At 40.4% G+C, this 16,597-nt stretch carries 13 protein-coding genes; 9 read left to right on the top strand and 4 right to left on the bottom strand.

The genetic code is table 11. From position 1 onward, the window contains the following. The first annotated feature begins 149 nt into the window (after positions 1 to 149). The 3 genes from ACLCDV_RS18355 to ACLCDV_RS18345 all read left to right on the top strand — a co-directional run bounded on the left by ACLCDV_RS18355 (position 150) and on the right by ACLCDV_RS18345 (position 5,847). Entirely contained in the window at positions 150 to 3,383 is a 3,234-nt protein-coding gene (locus ACLCDV_RS18355) for a SusC/RagA family TonB-linked outer membrane protein (RefSeq protein ID WP_411971880.1), read from the top strand. Between the two features lie 2 nt (positions 3,384 to 3,385). Beyond that, a complete protein-coding gene (locus tag ACLCDV_RS18350; RefSeq protein ID WP_411971879.1) occupies positions 3,386 to 5,137 on the top strand; it encodes a RagB/SusD family nutrient uptake outer membrane protein in 1,752 nt (583 codons plus the stop codon). 536 nt (positions 5,138 to 5,673) lie between these two features. Beyond that, positions 5,674 to 5,847 (top strand): hypothetical protein, encoded by a 174-nt coding sequence (locus tag ACLCDV_RS18345; protein WP_198385947.1) that lies wholly within the window; start codon positions 5,674 to 5,676, stop codon positions 5,845 to 5,847. A gap of 32 nt (positions 5,848 to 5,879) precedes the next feature. Here the strand turns inward: ACLCDV_RS18345 and ACLCDV_RS18340 are convergent, their stop codons facing one another. Together ACLCDV_RS18340 and ACLCDV_RS18335 are read right to left on the bottom strand one after the other, a co-directional pair. Further along, on the bottom strand, positions 5,880 to 6,638 hold the full coding sequence (locus tag ACLCDV_RS18340) for a TIGR03915 family putative DNA repair protein (protein WP_411971878.1): 759 nt from the start codon (positions 6,636 to 6,638) through the stop codon (positions 5,880 to 5,882). Further along, positions 6,638 to 7,891 carry a putative DNA modification/repair radical SAM protein gene (locus tag ACLCDV_RS18335; RefSeq protein WP_411971877.1) on the bottom strand — a complete coding sequence of 418 codons (1,254 nt, stop codon included), beginning with the start codon at positions 7,889 to 7,891 and terminating at the stop codon, positions 6,638 to 6,640. The genes ACLCDV_RS18340 and ACLCDV_RS18335 overlap by 1 nt, the downstream gene beginning before the upstream one ends. Positions 7,892 to 8,073: 182 nt before the next feature. Here ACLCDV_RS18335 and ACLCDV_RS18330 point away from each other — a divergent pair, with 182 nt between their 5' ends. Further along, positions 8,074 to 8,580, top strand: a complete 507-nt coding sequence (locus tag ACLCDV_RS18330) for a pyridoxamine 5'-phosphate oxidase family protein (RefSeq protein ID WP_411971876.1) — start codon at positions 8,074 to 8,076, stop codon at positions 8,578 to 8,580. Positions 8,581 to 8,668: 88 nt separating this feature from the next. On the opposite strand, the gene ACLCDV_RS18325 is transcribed toward ACLCDV_RS18330, so the two are convergent. Together ACLCDV_RS18325 and ACLCDV_RS18320 are read right to left on the bottom strand one after the other, a co-directional pair. Beyond that, positions 8,669 to 8,821 carry a lmo0937 family membrane protein gene (locus tag ACLCDV_RS18325; protein WP_112376008.1) on the bottom strand — a complete coding sequence of 51 codons (153 nt, stop codon included), beginning with the start codon at positions 8,819 to 8,821 and terminating at the stop codon, positions 8,669 to 8,671. Positions 8,822 to 8,874: 53 nt separating this feature from the next. Beyond that, entirely contained in the window at positions 8,875 to 9,399 is a 525-nt protein-coding gene (locus tag ACLCDV_RS18320) for a ClbS/DfsB family four-helix bundle protein (protein ID WP_411971875.1), read from the bottom strand. 347 nt (positions 9,400 to 9,746) lie between these two features. Here ACLCDV_RS18320 and ACLCDV_RS18315 point away from each other — a divergent pair, with 347 nt between their 5' ends. The 5 genes from ACLCDV_RS18315 to ACLCDV_RS18295 all read left to right on the top strand — a co-directional run bounded on the left by ACLCDV_RS18315 (position 9,747) and on the right by ACLCDV_RS18295 (position 16,121). Continuing rightward, positions 9,747 to 10,196: a protein-disulfide reductase DsbD N-terminal domain-containing protein gene (locus ACLCDV_RS18315; protein ID WP_075993535.1), complete on the top strand. Its 450-nt coding sequence runs from the start codon at positions 9,747 to 9,749 to the stop codon at positions 10,194 to 10,196. A gap of 194 nt (positions 10,197 to 10,390) precedes the next feature. After that, entirely contained in the window at positions 10,391 to 11,008 is a 618-nt protein-coding gene (locus tag ACLCDV_RS18310; protein WP_411971874.1) for a hypothetical protein, read from the top strand. A gap of 16 nt (positions 11,009 to 11,024) precedes the next feature. Beyond that, positions 11,025 to 11,630: an outer membrane beta-barrel protein gene (locus ACLCDV_RS18305; RefSeq protein ID WP_411971873.1), complete on the top strand. Its 606-nt coding sequence runs from the start codon at positions 11,025 to 11,027 to the stop codon at positions 11,628 to 11,630. Positions 11,631 to 11,847: 217 nt separating this feature from the next. Further along, on the top strand, positions 11,848 to 14,562 hold the full coding sequence (locus ACLCDV_RS18300; protein WP_411971872.1) for a GH116 family glycosyl hydrolase: 2,715 nt from the start codon (positions 11,848 to 11,850) through the stop codon (positions 14,560 to 14,562). Positions 14,563 to 14,909: 347 nt separating this feature from the next. Beyond that, on the top strand, positions 14,910 to 16,121 hold the full coding sequence (locus tag ACLCDV_RS18295) for a GTP-binding protein (RefSeq protein WP_411971871.1): 1,212 nt from the start codon (positions 14,910 to 14,912) through the stop codon (positions 16,119 to 16,121). The last annotated feature ends 476 nt before the right edge of the window (positions 16,122 to 16,597 follow it).

Raw genomic sequence — 16,597 nt, 5'->3', positions numbered from 1 at the left:
TCCTGTCTAATTGATGGATTTTGGATAAATCCTAGATTGATAGATCAAGTCGCTTATTATTAATTTATCAACCAATGCAAATTTATAAAAAAAATCGGGCTCGCGTTTTCCCTATCAAGGAAAACGTATGCTTTAAAATTCCAATTTCAATGAAATTGTCTATTGCTTTGCCGCTCTTATTTGCCGCAAATATGCATGTCGGAGCGATGACTTACGCACAAAAGGTAAGTTTATCCATGAAAAATGCCAAACTATCTACCGTTCTCAAAGACCTACAGAAGAAAAGTGGTGTTAATATTTTCTTTAACGAGTCCATCTTTTCAGAAGATAAGCTTGTCAATGTAAATTATAGAAATGTACCATTTAACGATGTATTGGAAGACATCTGTAAGCGATACAAGATCGATTACAAGCGCGTAGATAATAATATTGTATTGAATCGCACCACGGCTGCCTTGTCGAAAACAGAAGACATACGGATTAATATTCAGAAACGGCAGATCACAGGGATAGTCAAATCAGTAGACGGTAAGGGGCTTGCTGCTGTAACGGTGACAGAAAAAGGAATGAGCAATAAGATCAGTACCCAAGCGGATGGTAGCTTCCGAATTGAGGTACAAAGCCAAAATCCTGTTCTTCAGTTTACGATCGTAGGTTACCAGCCTAAAGATGTCGCTGTCAATAATAACAATGTATTGACTGTTCAATTGGATACGGTTATCAATGCAATGGATGAGGTTGTCGTTGTGGGATATGGAAAGCAAACGAAGCAGGATCTAACAGGTTCTGTCAATCAGTTGGATGAAAAGAGTTTCAGACAGGGTGCGGTCATCTCGGCCGATAATCTAATTCAAGGTAAAGTTCCCGGCGTGCGTGTAGTAGGGAACAGCGGCGAGCCAGGCGGTGGCGTGGATGTAACGATTAGAGGGGTAGGTTCTATCCGCAGTGGCAGTACACCGCTATTTGTTGTTGATGGAGTACCCTTGAGCAATGAAAATGTGAGCCCTGGTGGCCAGGATATCGGTTTTGGTTCAAGTAGACCTAAAAACCCACTGAATTTTCTGAATACAAGCGATATCGAATCCATTACGGTACTTAAAGATGCTTCAGCAGCGGCAATCTACGGGGCAAGAGGTTCTAACGGCGTGGTGATTATTACGACAAAAAAAGGCAAGAAGGGGGAGGCCAATCTAACGGCTGATTCGTATCTGGGATTTTCTTCGGTGGCTCATAAAGTAGATGTGATGTCTGCCGAGCAATACCGCAGTGCAATAAAAGATAAGGCATTCGATCACGGTAGTAACACCGATTGGCAGGATGTGGTCTATCGCACGGCAAAAACAAGAAACAATTCCCTCTCCTTTTCAAAAGCAAGTAGTACAGGTAATTATTATGTGTCTGCCGCACAAATGGACCAGCAGGGGATTGTACAGAACAGTGATTTTAGACGAACTTCTGCTCGTGTTAATGCTTCCGAGTCGTTTTTGGATGATAAAAGGCTTACGGTTGGATTTAACCTTACGGCTAGTGAAACCAAAGATATCGGTGTACCGACAAGTGACAATACGGGGGCATTTGGCCAATTGATTACACATACTTTGATGGCAAATCCCACCCGTTCTGTATTTGATGACAAAGGGAATTTTACAAATTTTAATATGAATGCGCATTACAACCCGATGTATCTGTTGGATATCTATCGGGATAATACGCGGACACTGCGTGCATTGGGTAATTTGGATATTTCTTTTCGCATTATCGATGGGCTGGTATACAAGTTCAATTTAGGAATTGACCGCGCCATGGGTGAACGGAATACCACTATTTTCCCCAATATTACCGACCTCAATCCACGAGGAAGATTCATGAAATATAATCAGAATTCGAAAAATACCCTGCTCGAGCATTACCTGAATTATAGTAAACTGATCCATAAACATAAAATTGAAGCTTTAGCGGGATTTTCCTATCAGAAATTTGATAATGGAGGAAATGGTTATACCATTGATGGTATCGCAAATAAGGGGGAAGGTGTACTTCCTGAAAATAATCCGGGCTACGCTGGACGTCCAACAACAGCGACAGGTTTTTCTCAGGAGAATGAACTGCAGTCCTATTTTACACGTGTAAACTATAGTTATGACAATCGTTACCTGTTGACAGCTTCCTTGCGCGCCGATGGATCGACCCGATTTGGAAAGAATAACAAATATGGTTATTTCCCTTCATTTGCTTTAGGCTGGAATATCGCTAAGGAAAACTTTCTGAAAGAGACCAATTGGCTGAATGACTTGAAATTCAGGGCCAGTTGGGGGAATACGGGTAATCAAGAAGTGCAGAATAAAATCACCAAAGCGAGCTATTCCTTGGCAGCTGGCAATGGCTATTACATGAATGACGACCTTGCACTGGTCAATGGCGTATCTGTCAATCGTACACCCAATCCAAATTTAAAATGGGAGGTTGTGACACAAACAAACTTCGGTGTTGATTTTGATTTGTGGAAAGGTAAATTGTACGGAACATTGGAATACTACAATAAAACCACAACAGATGCAATATTAAATATCCCTTCGCAGGTATTGAGCCCTACGGCCGATATATGGGTCAATATCGATGGTAAATTGGTGAATAAAGGATTTGAGTTTTTACTCGGATCAAAGTTGATCAATAAGGAAGGATTTAGCTGGACAGTGGATGTCAATGGTGCTACATTGCAAAATAAGATCGAAGATTTGCCAGTATCCGAAATTCTTTCCGGCGCTATTGCAGGACCAGGGCAATCTGGTGTGAACGTCAATATTTATAAGAGCGGATATGCTGCCGGCTCCTTTTATTTATGGGATTATGAAGGAGTAGATGATAAAGGTAATTACCAATATAGTGACCAGCGTCGAATTATCGAAGGGGCTTTACCTAAATTTACCTACGGTCTGAACAGCCAAATGTACTATAAGGCATTTGATTTTGCTTTTTCATTTATCGGACAGTTGGGCGGTTATAATTTTAATAATATGGCGATGAATGCCTTGAATATTAATAATCTGGCATCGGATAGAAATGTGTCCAATAGGTATTATGCGCCCAATATCAGTCCTTCCAATAACCCGCAGATTTCAACGCTTTACCTCGAAAAGTCTGATTTTATTCGTCTTAATTCTGTTCGTTTAGGCTATACGATACCTTTGGTCAGCAAGAAATGGGTTCAATCCGTTGGATTATACGTAACAGGACAGAACCTATGGACGGTAACAAAATATTCGGGATATGATCCGTTGATCAACAGCCCGCGTGTAAGTAACGGCAACCAGTCGCTGGGGGTTGATTATACGGCCTATCCTTCGGCAAAGACATTTTTATTTGGTGCAACGATTAAATTTTAGTGATGAAAAAGATTTTTTTTAATAAATATATCCTCTGCCTATCCTTTATGTTGCTTTTAGGTAGTTGTACAAAGTTGGATGAGCAGGTACTCGATGAGGTGCTTGGTGACGATGCTTCAAATCCCGAAGGCGCATTGGCCGCGGCTTATGATCGTCTGGGAAAAGGAACTTTTGTTGATCATGGTGGGGTTTTTGCGCTCCAGCAATATACCACTGATGAAGCTATTTTGGCAACCCGTGGAAGTGATTGGGGCGATGGTGGTAAATGGCGTTCAATGCATGAATTTACCTGGACACCAGATAATGCCATTGTCACGGACAACTGGAATATGTTAACCAATGGAATCACACGAGCAATGACGGCGATTAAAGCGGTGACAGCGTCAAATATCCCACAAAAAAAGCTCTTTCTTGCTGAATCCAGAGGACTATTGGCATTTTACATGTATACGGTTCTGGATTTGTATGGTCAGGTTCCATATAGAGACCCCTTGGATGAACGTGCTCCTCTGGAAATAAAAAAGGCAGCCTCCACGATTGATGAACTGATTGTAGAAGTCGAAAGCTTACTTCCTGATTTGGCTTCGTTGGGCGATCAATCCACCCACAATGGTCGATTTACCAAGGAAGCAGCCTACGGTTTATTAACACAGATGTATCTCAATCGTGCTGTTTTTAAAAACAGGATGGCAAATACCTATGAATTTACAGAGAAAGCTGTCTCTGGTGAGGGAACAGATATGGATAGGGTCATCTATTATTCGTCACTGCTGATCAATTCTTCAAAATTCCGTTTGGAAAGCAACTATTTTAATAGCTTTTCCATTAAAAATGAGAAAGGCCCTGAGCTAATCTGGGTAATTACACAGAAAATCGATAAGATCAGAAATGGATCCAATTCTTTTGCTTACGTCTGCGTTGAACGTAACCAGCGGCCTACTCCGGTAAATCGTGGTACCAATGCAGCCTGTATCACACCTGAATTTTATGCCACATGGAATGGAAATCATGATGATCCACGTTTCTCAAGAAAATATCAATATAGCGACGGTACTTGGTTTTATAATGATCGGGAGCAAAGTGTTCCATCGACAGATATTGTACCGGGGACAAATCTGATGTGGTTTCATTTTAACCGCGGTATTATTGAAGGCCAACAGTATGGGCCAAAGCTGACTGCAAATGGGGCTTTTGAAATGACCGTAGACGGACGTATTAAGGTATCGCAATTGTCTATGGAGAAAAGCGCTGGTACAAAGATGGTATTTACTCCAGAACTCAATTTTGACGATCCCAAACAGGCTGTCTTTAAACAAGATCAAATCAATCGTGGTGTTCGGGTTTTTAAATATGAATACGATCCCGGGGACGGCAATGGCTCAAGCAATGTTGATATACCATTGGTGCGCCTTGGGGCAATTTACACCATGCGTGCAGAAGCTTATTTCAGAAAAGGAGAAGTGAATTTGGCGCTCAACGATATTAACAAATTACGTTCATCACGCACAAGGGAATCACTCTATGGAAGTGAACCTGGGAAGACAATTTCCTCGTTGAATGCGGGCGATCTTTACCGTGAAATTGCTTTTGAAACCTACTGGGAGCTGCTTCGTCGCCCACAAATGATACGTTTCGGAAAGTATGATCTGCCTTATAGTGCCAAACCGGCAACACAGCCATTCAGGCGTCTGTTTCCGATTCCACAAAGTGTTATGGATGTGACGAAGGATTTTAAACAGAACGAAGGATATTAAAAAAGCATTATTAAAATGAGTTCTTAAAAAAATGTTCCTCCTATCCCAAGGATAGGAGGAACATTTTTTTAAGAAAATACTTTATACTATTGAGACCGTGGAATGCTACCTGTATATCCGGGGACCCAAGTTTATTTTTTCTTTTCGGATTTTTCCTTACCATCAACAGGTAAATCCAATATAGCCATTAATAATAGATAATAACCTTTTTCCAATCCTATTTTTTGTGCTTTTTGGTGTATTGTGTCCATATCTTTAGTCAATTATTGTTTAAATTCTATTTTGCTATTTGGGTAAACAGAATCAAATGCTGTACCCAAAAGCTTCCCATGGCCCGTTAACCGTATTTTTAGGGTGTAAATAACGTAGCGCTTTCACGTTGTGACAAAAAAATACGGACTACCCAAGTATTTAATGCAGTGAACGTATCGGACGTATCGGCAGCGAGATGTAAAAAGTACATGAACGTCATTGCTGTAAAACATTTTCAAGGTCAGTATTGTCATACTTCCAATTAATAATTAAAACAGGTATTTATGAAAAAGATAATTCCATTTGCGCTCATGTCGAGTTTATTGATGCTCGTGTCGAGCTGTGCAGCAATAGAGGGTATATTTAAAGCTGGTGTGTGGTCGGGCATCCTATTGGTTGTTGTCGTAGTCGCTATTGTCATTTGGTTGGTGAGCAAGCTGTTTGGCGGATCAAAATAATGAAATGAATAGGATTTTCGTTGATTAGGGACTTATTGTTTTTCGACGAGATATTTCCAGTAACGTTTGGGAACATGTCTTAAATGAAGCTTCAGGTTTTTGCGTGATTCAATAGAGGTACTCTTAAAATAAGTCTTCCAGAGATGCTGATAATCCTTTTCTTGAGGATCGAGATCCACTTCTAGCTGATATGGATCTTGAACCTCGTTATCATTATTATTTGATACCTCTAAGATATTTTTGCCATCATAATGGAAGCCATAATTTCGCCGTATATCATAAATCAACCAGCACTGGTCGGCGAATCGGTTTTTAAAGAAGTCTACAACCAGGGGGATCACATTGAAATCGGGTTCAACGATGGCTGTGTAGAGATTATCGTTGGACTTGACAAATCGGATAAAAGCCTTCATGCGGTGTCGTTCGCGACTGATCTTTTTGATCGTCTGATGGATACGGAGTATAGGTGGGTATCCATAATTGCGTATATCCAATTTTCCCCTTCGAAAAAGTTCGATAATCAGTCGAAATCCATTGAGCCATTCAGATTGATTATCGGACAAAAAGTTATGATAAAAAATTTTTGTTTCTTTTGCTCCAAGTATCTTTTCCATTGCCACTAAAATGCGCGTGGCTTTTTTTACATCAGTATGAACCTGTCGCTTCTCCGAAAAAATATTTATTTCCACAGACTTTTCTGTTGTGGGAATGCTATCAAATTCTTTCCGTTCAAAGGCTTCAAATACACAACAAAGATACCCGGAATAACTTCCGTCAAAAATATAGTCCATTAGAAAAGTGTTAGCTGGGTATTGGAAGCCGTAATTTTTGTACGAGGGTTACTTTCAAGAATAGACTTTCTGATGTTTTCGGGATAGTGGAAGCCTCCAGCGATGAGTGTATCCTGGCAAACCATAAAATATTTGGCGCGATTATAGGCAATGCCTATTTTTCGAAGTTGATATTCTTTTAATTTTCCATATTTGCGTGACTGTACAATTTTGTTTGCGGATTGTCTGCCAATACCGGGGATTCGGATAATCCATTCATACGTAGCGCTGTTAATGTCGATGGGAAAGAATTGCGGGTTGCGTAGCGCCCAGGCAAGTTTAGGGTCTATTTCCAGATCGAGCTGTTGATGCGTACTATTGAGTATTTCATGAAGCGAAAAACCATAAAACCGAAGAAGCCAATCTGTCTGATAAAGTCTGTTTTCACGTACAAGAGGCGGTGATGTCCCAATTTGGGGTAGGTTGGAATCGGTCGCGTTGATGGGAATATATCCCGAATAATAAACCCGTTTGAGATTGTAATCTTTATAGAATGCATTGGCGGCCTGCATAATCTGTAGGTCACTTTCTGGAGTCGCTCCAATAACCAGCTGTGTACTTTGGCCTGCTGGTACAAACATGGGTGTTTTCTTGTCTTTTTTTCGATCCTGCTGAAGGTTGAGGATTTCATTTTTAATAATCGATAGCGGCTCGCGAACGGATTGATGGTCCTTTTCGGGGGCAACGAGCTTGAGCCCCTCCTCAGTGGGAATTTCGAGGTTCACACTCATCCGGTCAACATATAGACCTGCTTCTTTTAATAACGATTCACTCGCACCTGGAATCGCCTTGAGATGGATATAACCATTAAAACGTTCTTCCGTCCGAAGTTTCTTAACGACCAACATTAAGCGTTCCATGGTGTAGTCGGCAGATTTGAAAATACCCGAACTTAAAAAAAGACCTTCAATATAATTACGACGGTAGAAGTTCATGGTCAATTCAACAACTTCCTTTACCGAAAATGCGGCTCGTTGTACGTCATTGCTGCGTCGGCTCACACAAAATGAACAGTCGTAGATGCAATAATTGGTCATTAAAATTTTTAGCAGGGAGACGCAGCGACCATCTTCGGTGTAGGTATGACAAATGCCACTAGTCGATGAATCACCTATACCACCACTATTTTTTCGTTTACTTCCGCTTGAGCTGCAACTTACGTCATATTTAGCGGCATCAGCTAATATTTGCAATTTATCATCAAAACCAAACATGATTTATTTTCTAATATTTTGATGTAAAAATACTAATATTATTAGTATTATGGACGCGTAAAATTACTTGATTTATCTTTTTTTACTCGTACTTTTCCCCTTTCACTGCCGAAGATAGCCCGAATTTGCTGAAAAAATAAACGATTTTCTATAGGATATTGTTCCTTAATAAACGACATATTATGGCAGAGAATAATTTAAATAACAAAGAAGCTTTAGATAAGCTTAAAGCAATTGTCGATCAAATCGATGTGGGAACAGTGTGTTCATTTCCAGCTGAATCGGAGTATCCACATGGGGTTCCAATGAGTAGACAAGAAGTAGACGAAGATGGAGATATTTGGTTTATTTGTTCTGCTGAGAGCGATACCTTTAAGAATATCGCACAAAACCCAAAAGCTTCCTTATTTTATGCGGACCCCAAAAACTACACCTTTCTAAGTATAAATGGTAAAGCGAGTCTTTCGCGAGATCAGGAAAGGATCGATCGTTACTGGAACAAAATGATGGAAGGATGGTTTGAGAAAGGTAAGGAGGATCCCAATATTCGATTGTTGCGTGTTACGCCTAAAGATGCTCATTATTGGGATTCAGACTCCAATATGATTGTCAACCTGTTTAAGATGCTAAAAGTTAGACTAACAGGTGAAACGGAAGATATAGGTAATGAAGGTGATCTGAATATTTAAGTTCCTTAGCTAAAGAATATACAGCAAATACAAGCTCCTCAGCGTTAAAAATGAGGAGCTTTTTATCGTAATAAACTGCTTACAGTCTTCACGCGTTTCCTTTAATTACACGCAGAAGCACTGCAATAATAGCGATAACCAAAAGAATATGGATTAGTCCTCCGCCAACGAATCCACCAAAAAAACTGATTGCCCATATCAGGACCAAAATAACAGCGATAGTATATAATAGATTTCCCATAGTAATGAATATATGTGTTTATTGAATAACAATATTTATCCAGCGATGGTTTACTATTTTTTCTCTTTTTTCCACTTACGGATTCTCCCGACTGCATTTTGATAAGGTGAAGCGGTGTTAAATTGAATCATTCTGCCTAAGGTCCATTTTCCATACCAGGTTACACCATACAACTGCATGTTTGTTTTTTGCTCAAGGAGTTCCATAATTGTTAAAACAGTTTGATCTAGTTTTGCGCATAAAGTCGTAAAATCTAGGTCGGCATAATCCTGATAAAATTTTTGAGCCAGTTTGCCTAGCTCATTCCATTTAAAACCAGTCTCCGGAAAATCAACCTCTTTGTCATCTTCACTTTTCTTATTCCATTTGAGAACCAGCTCACCCCATCCAATCAAATAGGAAATTAGATTATTTATACTCATTACTGTTCCTTTAGCATGACCCTGGAGCATAAGAAGATTAGTTTGATCGACTGGAATATCGGAAAGTTCACAGACAAGCTTGCTGTAATTTGTACGTATAGCGTGAAGGAGTTCGTCTTTTGTGGTTGGTATAGCCATGGCATAAATGTGAATCATGCATAAGATACAGATAATTATGTAAAATTGATTCGCTCGGGATGGAGTTGTAGCGCAGAATGCGTTCACAAGCTCCCAACAGATATGTTTGACAATACCCTTTGTTTTAGTCCGATAGCTTTTTTGAATATATTACTGGAATTGAAAAAACTGAGCCTCTAAAAGTGTAAAAAATATGGTTTAATTGGTATTTTTTGATAAAATTTATTGTTTTATTGTGATCATGTTGTGTTTTATTCTGTTTATAGCGAATATTGTTGTAAGCATTTAAGTGGTGTTTTTTATAGAAAAAATACTGTATGAAATGTGCTGCCGATGAAATAATAAACTGAAAAATTGATACAAACATGAAAAAGATTTTATTGTTAGTGACCGTGGTTATGTTCGCCGTTTCGGGCGCATTCGCTCAGATCCATAAACCTGTAAAATGGACTGTAGCCAGCAAAAAATTGAACAACAAGGAAGCTATGGTTTACGTGAAGGCTACCATTCAAGATGGTTGGCACATTTACTCTCAAAATGTAAAAGATGGAGGACCAATTCCAACATCTTTCAATTTCAGTAAAGCTGCTGATTATGCGTTGGTAGGTAAGACAGCTGAACCAAAACCAAAGATTAAACACGAAGAGGTTTTCAAAATGGATGTAGGATACTTTACAAATGAAGTGATCTTTCAGCAAAAAGTTTCGCTCAACAAAGGAACTGCAACAGTAAAAGGTACAGTGGAATGGCAAGCTTGTGACGCATCACAATGTCTTCCTCCCGATGAATATGCTTTTGCTGTAACGATCAAATAGTGTCATAAACAACAGCAATTAACCATCTAAAGCGATTTGGCGCTTAGGATAATTGATAGAAAAAGGAAAAATTAAGGACAGAGGCTAGGTGTGATTACCTGGCCTTTTTGTTTAAAGGGCCTTTTGGTATAAAAAATAGGCCCTTTGGTATAATATGTTAAATCTATTTTTTACGGAATTTTAGTTTTGTTTAAATGGATTACACAAACTTACTTCAGCAGGCAGATCTTTTTTTAGTGCAGAGTTACCGCGAGAACCACAATCCACAACTGTGTTTTCACACGATTGATCGGGTGCGTGATATTGTAAATGCGGTAGTTATCCTGAGTGAAAAGTATAGCTTGATGGCCGAAGATAAATTCGTCGCACATTGTGCCGCTTATTTTCAGGATATAGGTTATCTATCTGAAGGGGTAAAAGGAACCCGTCAGAGGAGTGCATCTGCTGCAAGGTGTTTTTTACAGGAACATTTGGTTGCAGAGTCCGTAATCAAAAAAGTTGAAATGTGCATTTTTGCAACAAGGCCCTCGAAAAAGCCGGAAAATCTGCTGGAAGAAATAGTTGTGGATGCAGTCTCATTTCATTTGGGAAGTAAAAGTTTTATTGATCTTAACCAAAGGATGTATCTGGAAGTAAATTATAGAAAAAATCAGGTGATCGACGAGCGCATTTGGTATGCGCTGACCCTAGTTTTCTTGCGAAATCATGCTTATTTTACACTGGAAGCCCGAATGTTGAAGGAAAGTATAAAGAAGAAGAATATCGCCTATTTCGTAAAGTTGCAAATTGCCGAAAAACAGTTGTTTGTCTAATGTAATGATGTGTTGTATGGGAAAAATGATAGATATAGATCGATTCAAGTTGAAGCATGGTGCGCTAGTTTGTTTTTTGATCATGGGATTGTTTGGTTTCAAGTCCGCCTGTTACGGACAAATGGGCTTCGGACTTCGGGCCGGTGGTAATATTTCACGCGCAAATGGTTATGTTTTTGGTGGCAATAGAATGGGGTATCAATTGGGCGGAGATTTGATTTTTGGACTTAATAACAAGATGGATATTCAAGTTGAGCCTAGTTATAATTTAACCCGTATACGTGTTAATGACAACACAGCTTCTCTTTCCGGAGGTTTGTCCAAAGGGACCCGTTCGCTGAAATACCTCAACACTCCGGTGTACCTTAAAGTTAATTTTACGAGAAAATTTTCGATCCAGGGCGGTCTGGATTTTAATATGCTGCTCAATGACGACGCTTATAAGCTCAATGATGGAAAACCAGCATTCAACAGTCGTACACGAATAGGATACGCTTTGGGGCTAGATCTTGGAGCTTTGTATTTTAGATATCGACAGTTTAAAAAGAATAATAAAATCGTAGACAACTGGGATGCACATATTGACCAGTATCAACTGGGATTTAAAGTACGTTTGTTTTAAGCGAATAGATCCACTGGTAGGTAACCTTTACAGACTTTCCTGTGCTGTAAGCTGAGCCGCTCTGATTTTGCTACATCAGGCGGCTTTAACTTTTTTAATAATTTACCATTTGTTGTGGGGATGTTTATTGCTGGATATCAAGGATATTTCAATATCTTGTGCAGACAAACCAATAGTTCCTTCCGCTAAATTCGGGACGGCAATAAATTATAAACGAATGGACAGAAGAAGTTTTTTTAAGAAAGCCAGTTTAGTTGGCCTGGGCGTATTGGCCAGCAAATTTCCTGTATGGTCAAATACCGTATTTGCCTGGGATAAACCTGTTCACAACATTCCAGCGGAAAAAGGTCTCAGCAGGCAATGGTTTGATTCGCTGTATGAAAAGGGAGAAAAAATCACCTATCGAAAAAGTAAAAACGAGCTTCGGTACATTGGAATGCCTGTAGGTGGTTTACATTCGGGTACGGTCTATATAGGAGGTGATGGTCGGCTATGGTTGTGGCAGATATTTAATACGGCTTATGATGGTGAGTGCGAGGGGATAGAACCCAAAAATGTGCAATGGAACAATGGAAAAGACTTGGTCACTGTACGGCCGAGGGATGGATCTGCTTATATTGAGCCTGCTATAGCAGACAACCTGCGGAGTATGGAACAGGGCTTTGCGATTTCAACTGCGGTTAATGGAAAGCAGTTGATCAAAGAGCTCCGAGAAAACCACTGGGATGAGGTTGCATTTGAAGCAACATATCCTACCTGTAAAATTACCTATAGCAGTGCAGATTTCCCATTGGATGTGGTGTTGGTTGCCTATTCGCCATTTATTCCATTGGATCAGGATAATTCTTCTTTGCCGCTTACCACTATACATATCGAATTGCAGAACAAAGGCGACGCGCCAGTCGATGTAACGGTTACGGGCTGGATGGAAAATGGTGTACATAAAGGGCGGAAAGATTTTGATACTGTACACAAACGCTCTTTCCTAGCGGGACATGCCGATACTCAAGTGTTGCTTTTTAGTTGCGATCAGGTTCCTACTCAAGCCATGGAAGCTGGCGACCATGGATCAATGGCTTTTACCTGTATTGATTTCGATGCGCAACCCACGACGAGGTTAGAGGAATGGCCTGTAAAACCGCAGGAGGTAAAGGCGGATAGGGTGGATTCGACCGTCGATTTTTCGGATTTGCAAGTAGGTGCCTTTACGGTAAAACGGACAATAAAAGCGAGGGCGACAAGCCAAATTTCTTATGCAATATCCTGGTATTTTAACAATCCGCACCCTAAACTGAAACTTCACCTCAAGGATGCGCAATCGGGCTATTGGTATGGTGCCAGGTTTAGTAATGCGGCCGAAGTAATCAATTATTATTTGAACAATCGTGAAAAACTCGAGAGCGAAACCATGGCATGGCAGCAGACCTGGAATGATACAACACTGCCGTACTGGTTTATGGATCGTACTTTTGTCAATATAGGCACACTGGCCACAGCAAATACCATGCGTTTTGCTTCGGGAAGATTTTGGGGCTGGGAAGGAGTAGGGGCATGTGCCGGTACCTGTACGCACGTTTGGCAATATGGGCAGTCCATGGGCAGGATATTTCCGGATCTTGAACGTAATTTACGTGAAGTGACGGATTTAGGTGTTGGCTTTCAGTCTGATACCGGTGCCATCATCTTTCGTGCTGAATATGAAAAAAGACCAGCGATTGATGGGCAGGCTGGTGTTATTCTACGCTTCTATCGCGATCATCAGATGAGCAGCGATAGCGAATTCCTTAAGCGAAACTGGCCTAAACTTAAGAAGGCAGTTCAATTTGTTCTTGATCAGGATAAAAACAAGGATGGTATGACCGATACGCCAATGGAAAATACACTCGATGCGGTCTGGGAAGGTGAAATTGCCTGGATTGTCGGGTTATGTCTCGCAGCAATACAGGCTGCTGCATTGATGGCGAAGGAAGTAGGTGATAAAACGTTTCAAAAATTGTGTTTGGAATATGTTAGTAAGGGATCTGAAAATATGGATAGCAAACTCTTTAATGGAGAGTATTATATTCATCGTCCCGATATGCTGCAGGGGCGAAAAATGCTAGGCTCTTATAATACCTGTCATATTGACCAGGTTTATGGTCAGGCCTGGTGCAGACAATTGGACATGCCGGGGGTCAATCGTCAGGAGAACGTAGTGTCTGCATTGAAAGCACTCTGGAAATATAACTTTACCATGGATGTTGGCCCCTATATAAAAACACATCTTGGGGGAAGGCCTTATGCCTTGGCTGGGGAGGGGGGCATGGTTATGAACACTAATCCAAAGAATGAAGACAAGGCTTATGGGGACAATACGACCTGGCAATTAGGTTATTTCCATGAATGCATGAGTGGCTTTGAACATCAGGTCGCAGCACATATGATGGCTGAAGGCATGGTTGACGAAAGTTTAACATTGACAAGGGTGATCCACGATCGCCATCATGCTGCCAAGAGAAATCCTTTTAATGAGATTGAATGCAGCGATCATTATGCACGTGCCATGGCAAGTTATGGAACCTTTATCAGCGCCTGCGGTTTTAGTTATCATGGGCCGAAAGGACAGATTGGATTTGCCCCTAAGTTAGGAAAAGCAGATTTCAAGGCGCCTTTCACAACAGCAAAAGGATGGGGGACCTATGCCCAGAAGCGAAAAACTAAAGGGCTATGTCAGTGTACACTGACCTTGAAATATGGTCAATTGATGCTTCATGAATTTCATCTAGGTGATGCGGATGACCTGTCGCTCAATAAAAAACAACTCATTGTAAAGCAAAATGAAAGGTCGATTGAACTGGTTGAGCTGAAACGCACCGATGGGCGTCTGATCCTTAGTTTTAAGGAGCAAGTCATGCTAAAAAATGGAGATACACTAACAATACAATGGCTATGAAAAAATGGATAAATAATTTGCTTCTTAACACAAAATCAATCCCGCTGATGCACGAAGAAGTATTCGCGAAAATGGATAAAGCAGTACAGCTTTTGGGTTTGTCGGCTGAAGACAGAGTCAACTCTGTCTTACAGTTCCCTATTTATCGAACTGGACTGCAAGTATTGGGATGCTGATCGTGAACGTATCAAGGCAACGTCTTGCTGATCAGGTTAAATGAAACTTATCTTAATCATTGATAAGTGTTAAGGGCATTTGGAAGACTTTTGGTTTCGTGTGTATAATAATAAAGCAACAGTGTTGCATTTAAATGTTATTGTTTTTACATTTGTTAAAACGAAATTACTATGAGCAGCATTTCCAAAAAAACTAAATTGCCTGTCACCGTTTTAAGTGGATTTTTAGGCGCAGGAAAAACAACACTATTGAATCATATTTTACACAATAAGGAGGGTAAGAAGGTAGCCGTCATTGTCAATGATATGAGCGAAGTGAACATCGATGCACAGGCTGTTGAGCGCGAAAATGTACTTTCACGAACGGAAGAAAAATTAGTAGAGATGAGCAACGGATGTATTTGTTGTACATTAAGAGAGGATTTGATGGTGGAGGTGGAGCGACTAGCGAAAGAAAACCGTTTTGATTATCTTCTTATCGAAAGTACTGGTATTTCGGAGCCTATCCCTATTGCCCAGACATTCAGTTATGTTGGTAATGATAATGCGATTGACCTGTCTACATTCAGTTATATTGACACCATGGTAACAGTTGTGGACTGTTTCAACTTTGCGAAAGATTTTGGAAGCGCCGACACCTTATTAGATCGGAAATTGACGGATGATGACTATGATAATAGGGCGATCGTAAATCTGTTGACTGATCAGATCGAGTTTGCGAATGTTATCCTCCTGAATAAGGCCGATCTGGTATCTGAAGAAACTTTGGGTACGCTGGAGGCTGCAATTGGGCGGATCAATCCAGGTGCAAAGCGTATCCGTACACAATTTGGACGCGTTGATCCCCGGGAAATTATGGGTACGGGCTCTTTTAATTTTGATGAAGCTTCATCTTCGGCAGGGTGGATCAGGGAACTTGAAAATGAACATACACCCGAAACAGAAGAGTACGGTATTTCATCTTTTGTTTTTCGATCGCAACGGCCCTTCCATCCACAACGGCTGCACCGTTACCTCAACGAGCGTTACCCGCACAATATCATACGAGCCAAAGGTCTACTGTGGTTGGCCTCCCGACCGCATTTGGCCATCAGTTTTAGTCAGGCAGGTGGTAGCGTAAGGTTGGAAAGTGCAGGCTCATGGTGGAGTAGCATGCCCGAAGAGCAGCGCTATCAGTATCCCGGTTATGCCGAAATCAGACCTGAACTTCTTAAACGTTGGCATCCGGAGTGGGAAGATCGAAAAAATGAATTGGTATTCATAGGTCAGGATCTGGATAAAGAAAAATATCTGGCGGAGCTGGAAGAATGCCTGTTGACCGAAGAAGAAGGCGATGACTGGCGTTTTACCTGGTGGAAAGACGAATTTCCTAAAAATATTTAAAACTATTTGCGATCTGCATCGGTTAAAAAAGTAAGTAATGTAGGTTAGATATTGTATTTTTCGAAGGTCAGGGGTTGATTTCCTGGCCTTTTTTATGCTGATTTGTCAGATGTTATTAAGTTACGGTTCTGAACCTTCATCAATCCCCCATAAAAAATAGGGGTCTCTTCCTAAAACGCTTGATCATGATGGTTGAAAATCATCCTTATGATTCCCAAAATTTCAAAGTGTTATAGCAATTTTGAAATTGTATAGTAAAAGGACAGCATAGTTGTGGGACAATTATCGTCACCATGCATGATAAAATTAACTAAGAGCAGAATGTAATGTCTAAAATAATACCTTTAAGGTTTTAATTTGTATTAATGTCTATACTAAAAAAGTATTATAAGAAAGTGGAGGTTTATTTTAATGCTATTGAATACATGTACACGTTGGGTAATATCTTTAGGCCTTGATTGGCGAAAGGAATCGAT

Origin of the sequence: Sphingobacterium sp. Lzh-3, assembly GCF_046764375.1 — a bacterium.
Classification (GTDB): domain Bacteria; phylum Bacteroidota; class Bacteroidia; order Sphingobacteriales; family Sphingobacteriaceae; genus Sphingobacterium.
The sequence above is the reverse complement of the archived record's forward strand: the minus strand, read 5'-3'. Positions and strand labels throughout refer to the sequence as shown.

Coding starts and splice junctions, on each gene's coding strand:
- ACLCDV_RS18355 (WP_411971880.1), top strand. CDS start 150: ATGAAATTGTCTATTGCTTTGCCGCTCTTATTTGCCGCAAATATGCAT.
- ACLCDV_RS18350 (WP_411971879.1), top strand. CDS start 3,386: ATGAAAAAGATTTTTTTTAATAAATATATCCTCTGCCTATCCTTTATG.
- ACLCDV_RS18345 (WP_198385947.1), top strand. CDS start 5,674: ATGAAAAAGATAATTCCATTTGCGCTCATGTCGAGTTTATTGATGCTC.
- ACLCDV_RS18340 (WP_411971878.1), bottom strand. CDS start 6,638: ATGGACTATATTTTTGACGGAAGTTATTCCGGGTATCTTTGTTGTGTA.
- ACLCDV_RS18335 (WP_411971877.1), bottom strand. CDS start 7,891: ATGTTTGGTTTTGATGATAAATTGCAAATATTAGCTGATGCCGCTAAA.
- ACLCDV_RS18330 (WP_411971876.1), top strand. CDS start 8,074: ATGGCAGAGAATAATTTAAATAACAAAGAAGCTTTAGATAAGCTTAAA.
- ACLCDV_RS18325 (WP_112376008.1), bottom strand. CDS start 8,821: ATGGGAAATCTATTATATACTATCGCTGTTATTTTGGTCCTGATATGG.
- ACLCDV_RS18320 (WP_411971875.1), bottom strand. CDS start 9,399: ATGATTCACATTTATGCCATGGCTATACCAACCACAAAAGACGAACTC.
- ACLCDV_RS18315 (WP_075993535.1), top strand. CDS start 9,747: ATGAAAAAGATTTTATTGTTAGTGACCGTGGTTATGTTCGCCGTTTCG.
- ACLCDV_RS18310 (WP_411971874.1), top strand. CDS start 10,391: ATGGATTACACAAACTTACTTCAGCAGGCAGATCTTTTTTTAGTGCAG.
- ACLCDV_RS18305 (WP_411971873.1), top strand. CDS start 11,025: ATGGGAAAAATGATAGATATAGATCGATTCAAGTTGAAGCATGGTGCG.
- ACLCDV_RS18300 (WP_411971872.1), top strand. CDS start 11,848: ATGGACAGAAGAAGTTTTTTTAAGAAAGCCAGTTTAGTTGGCCTGGGC.
- ACLCDV_RS18295 (WP_411971871.1), top strand. CDS start 14,910: ATGAGCAGCATTTCCAAAAAAACTAAATTGCCTGTCACCGTTTTAAGT.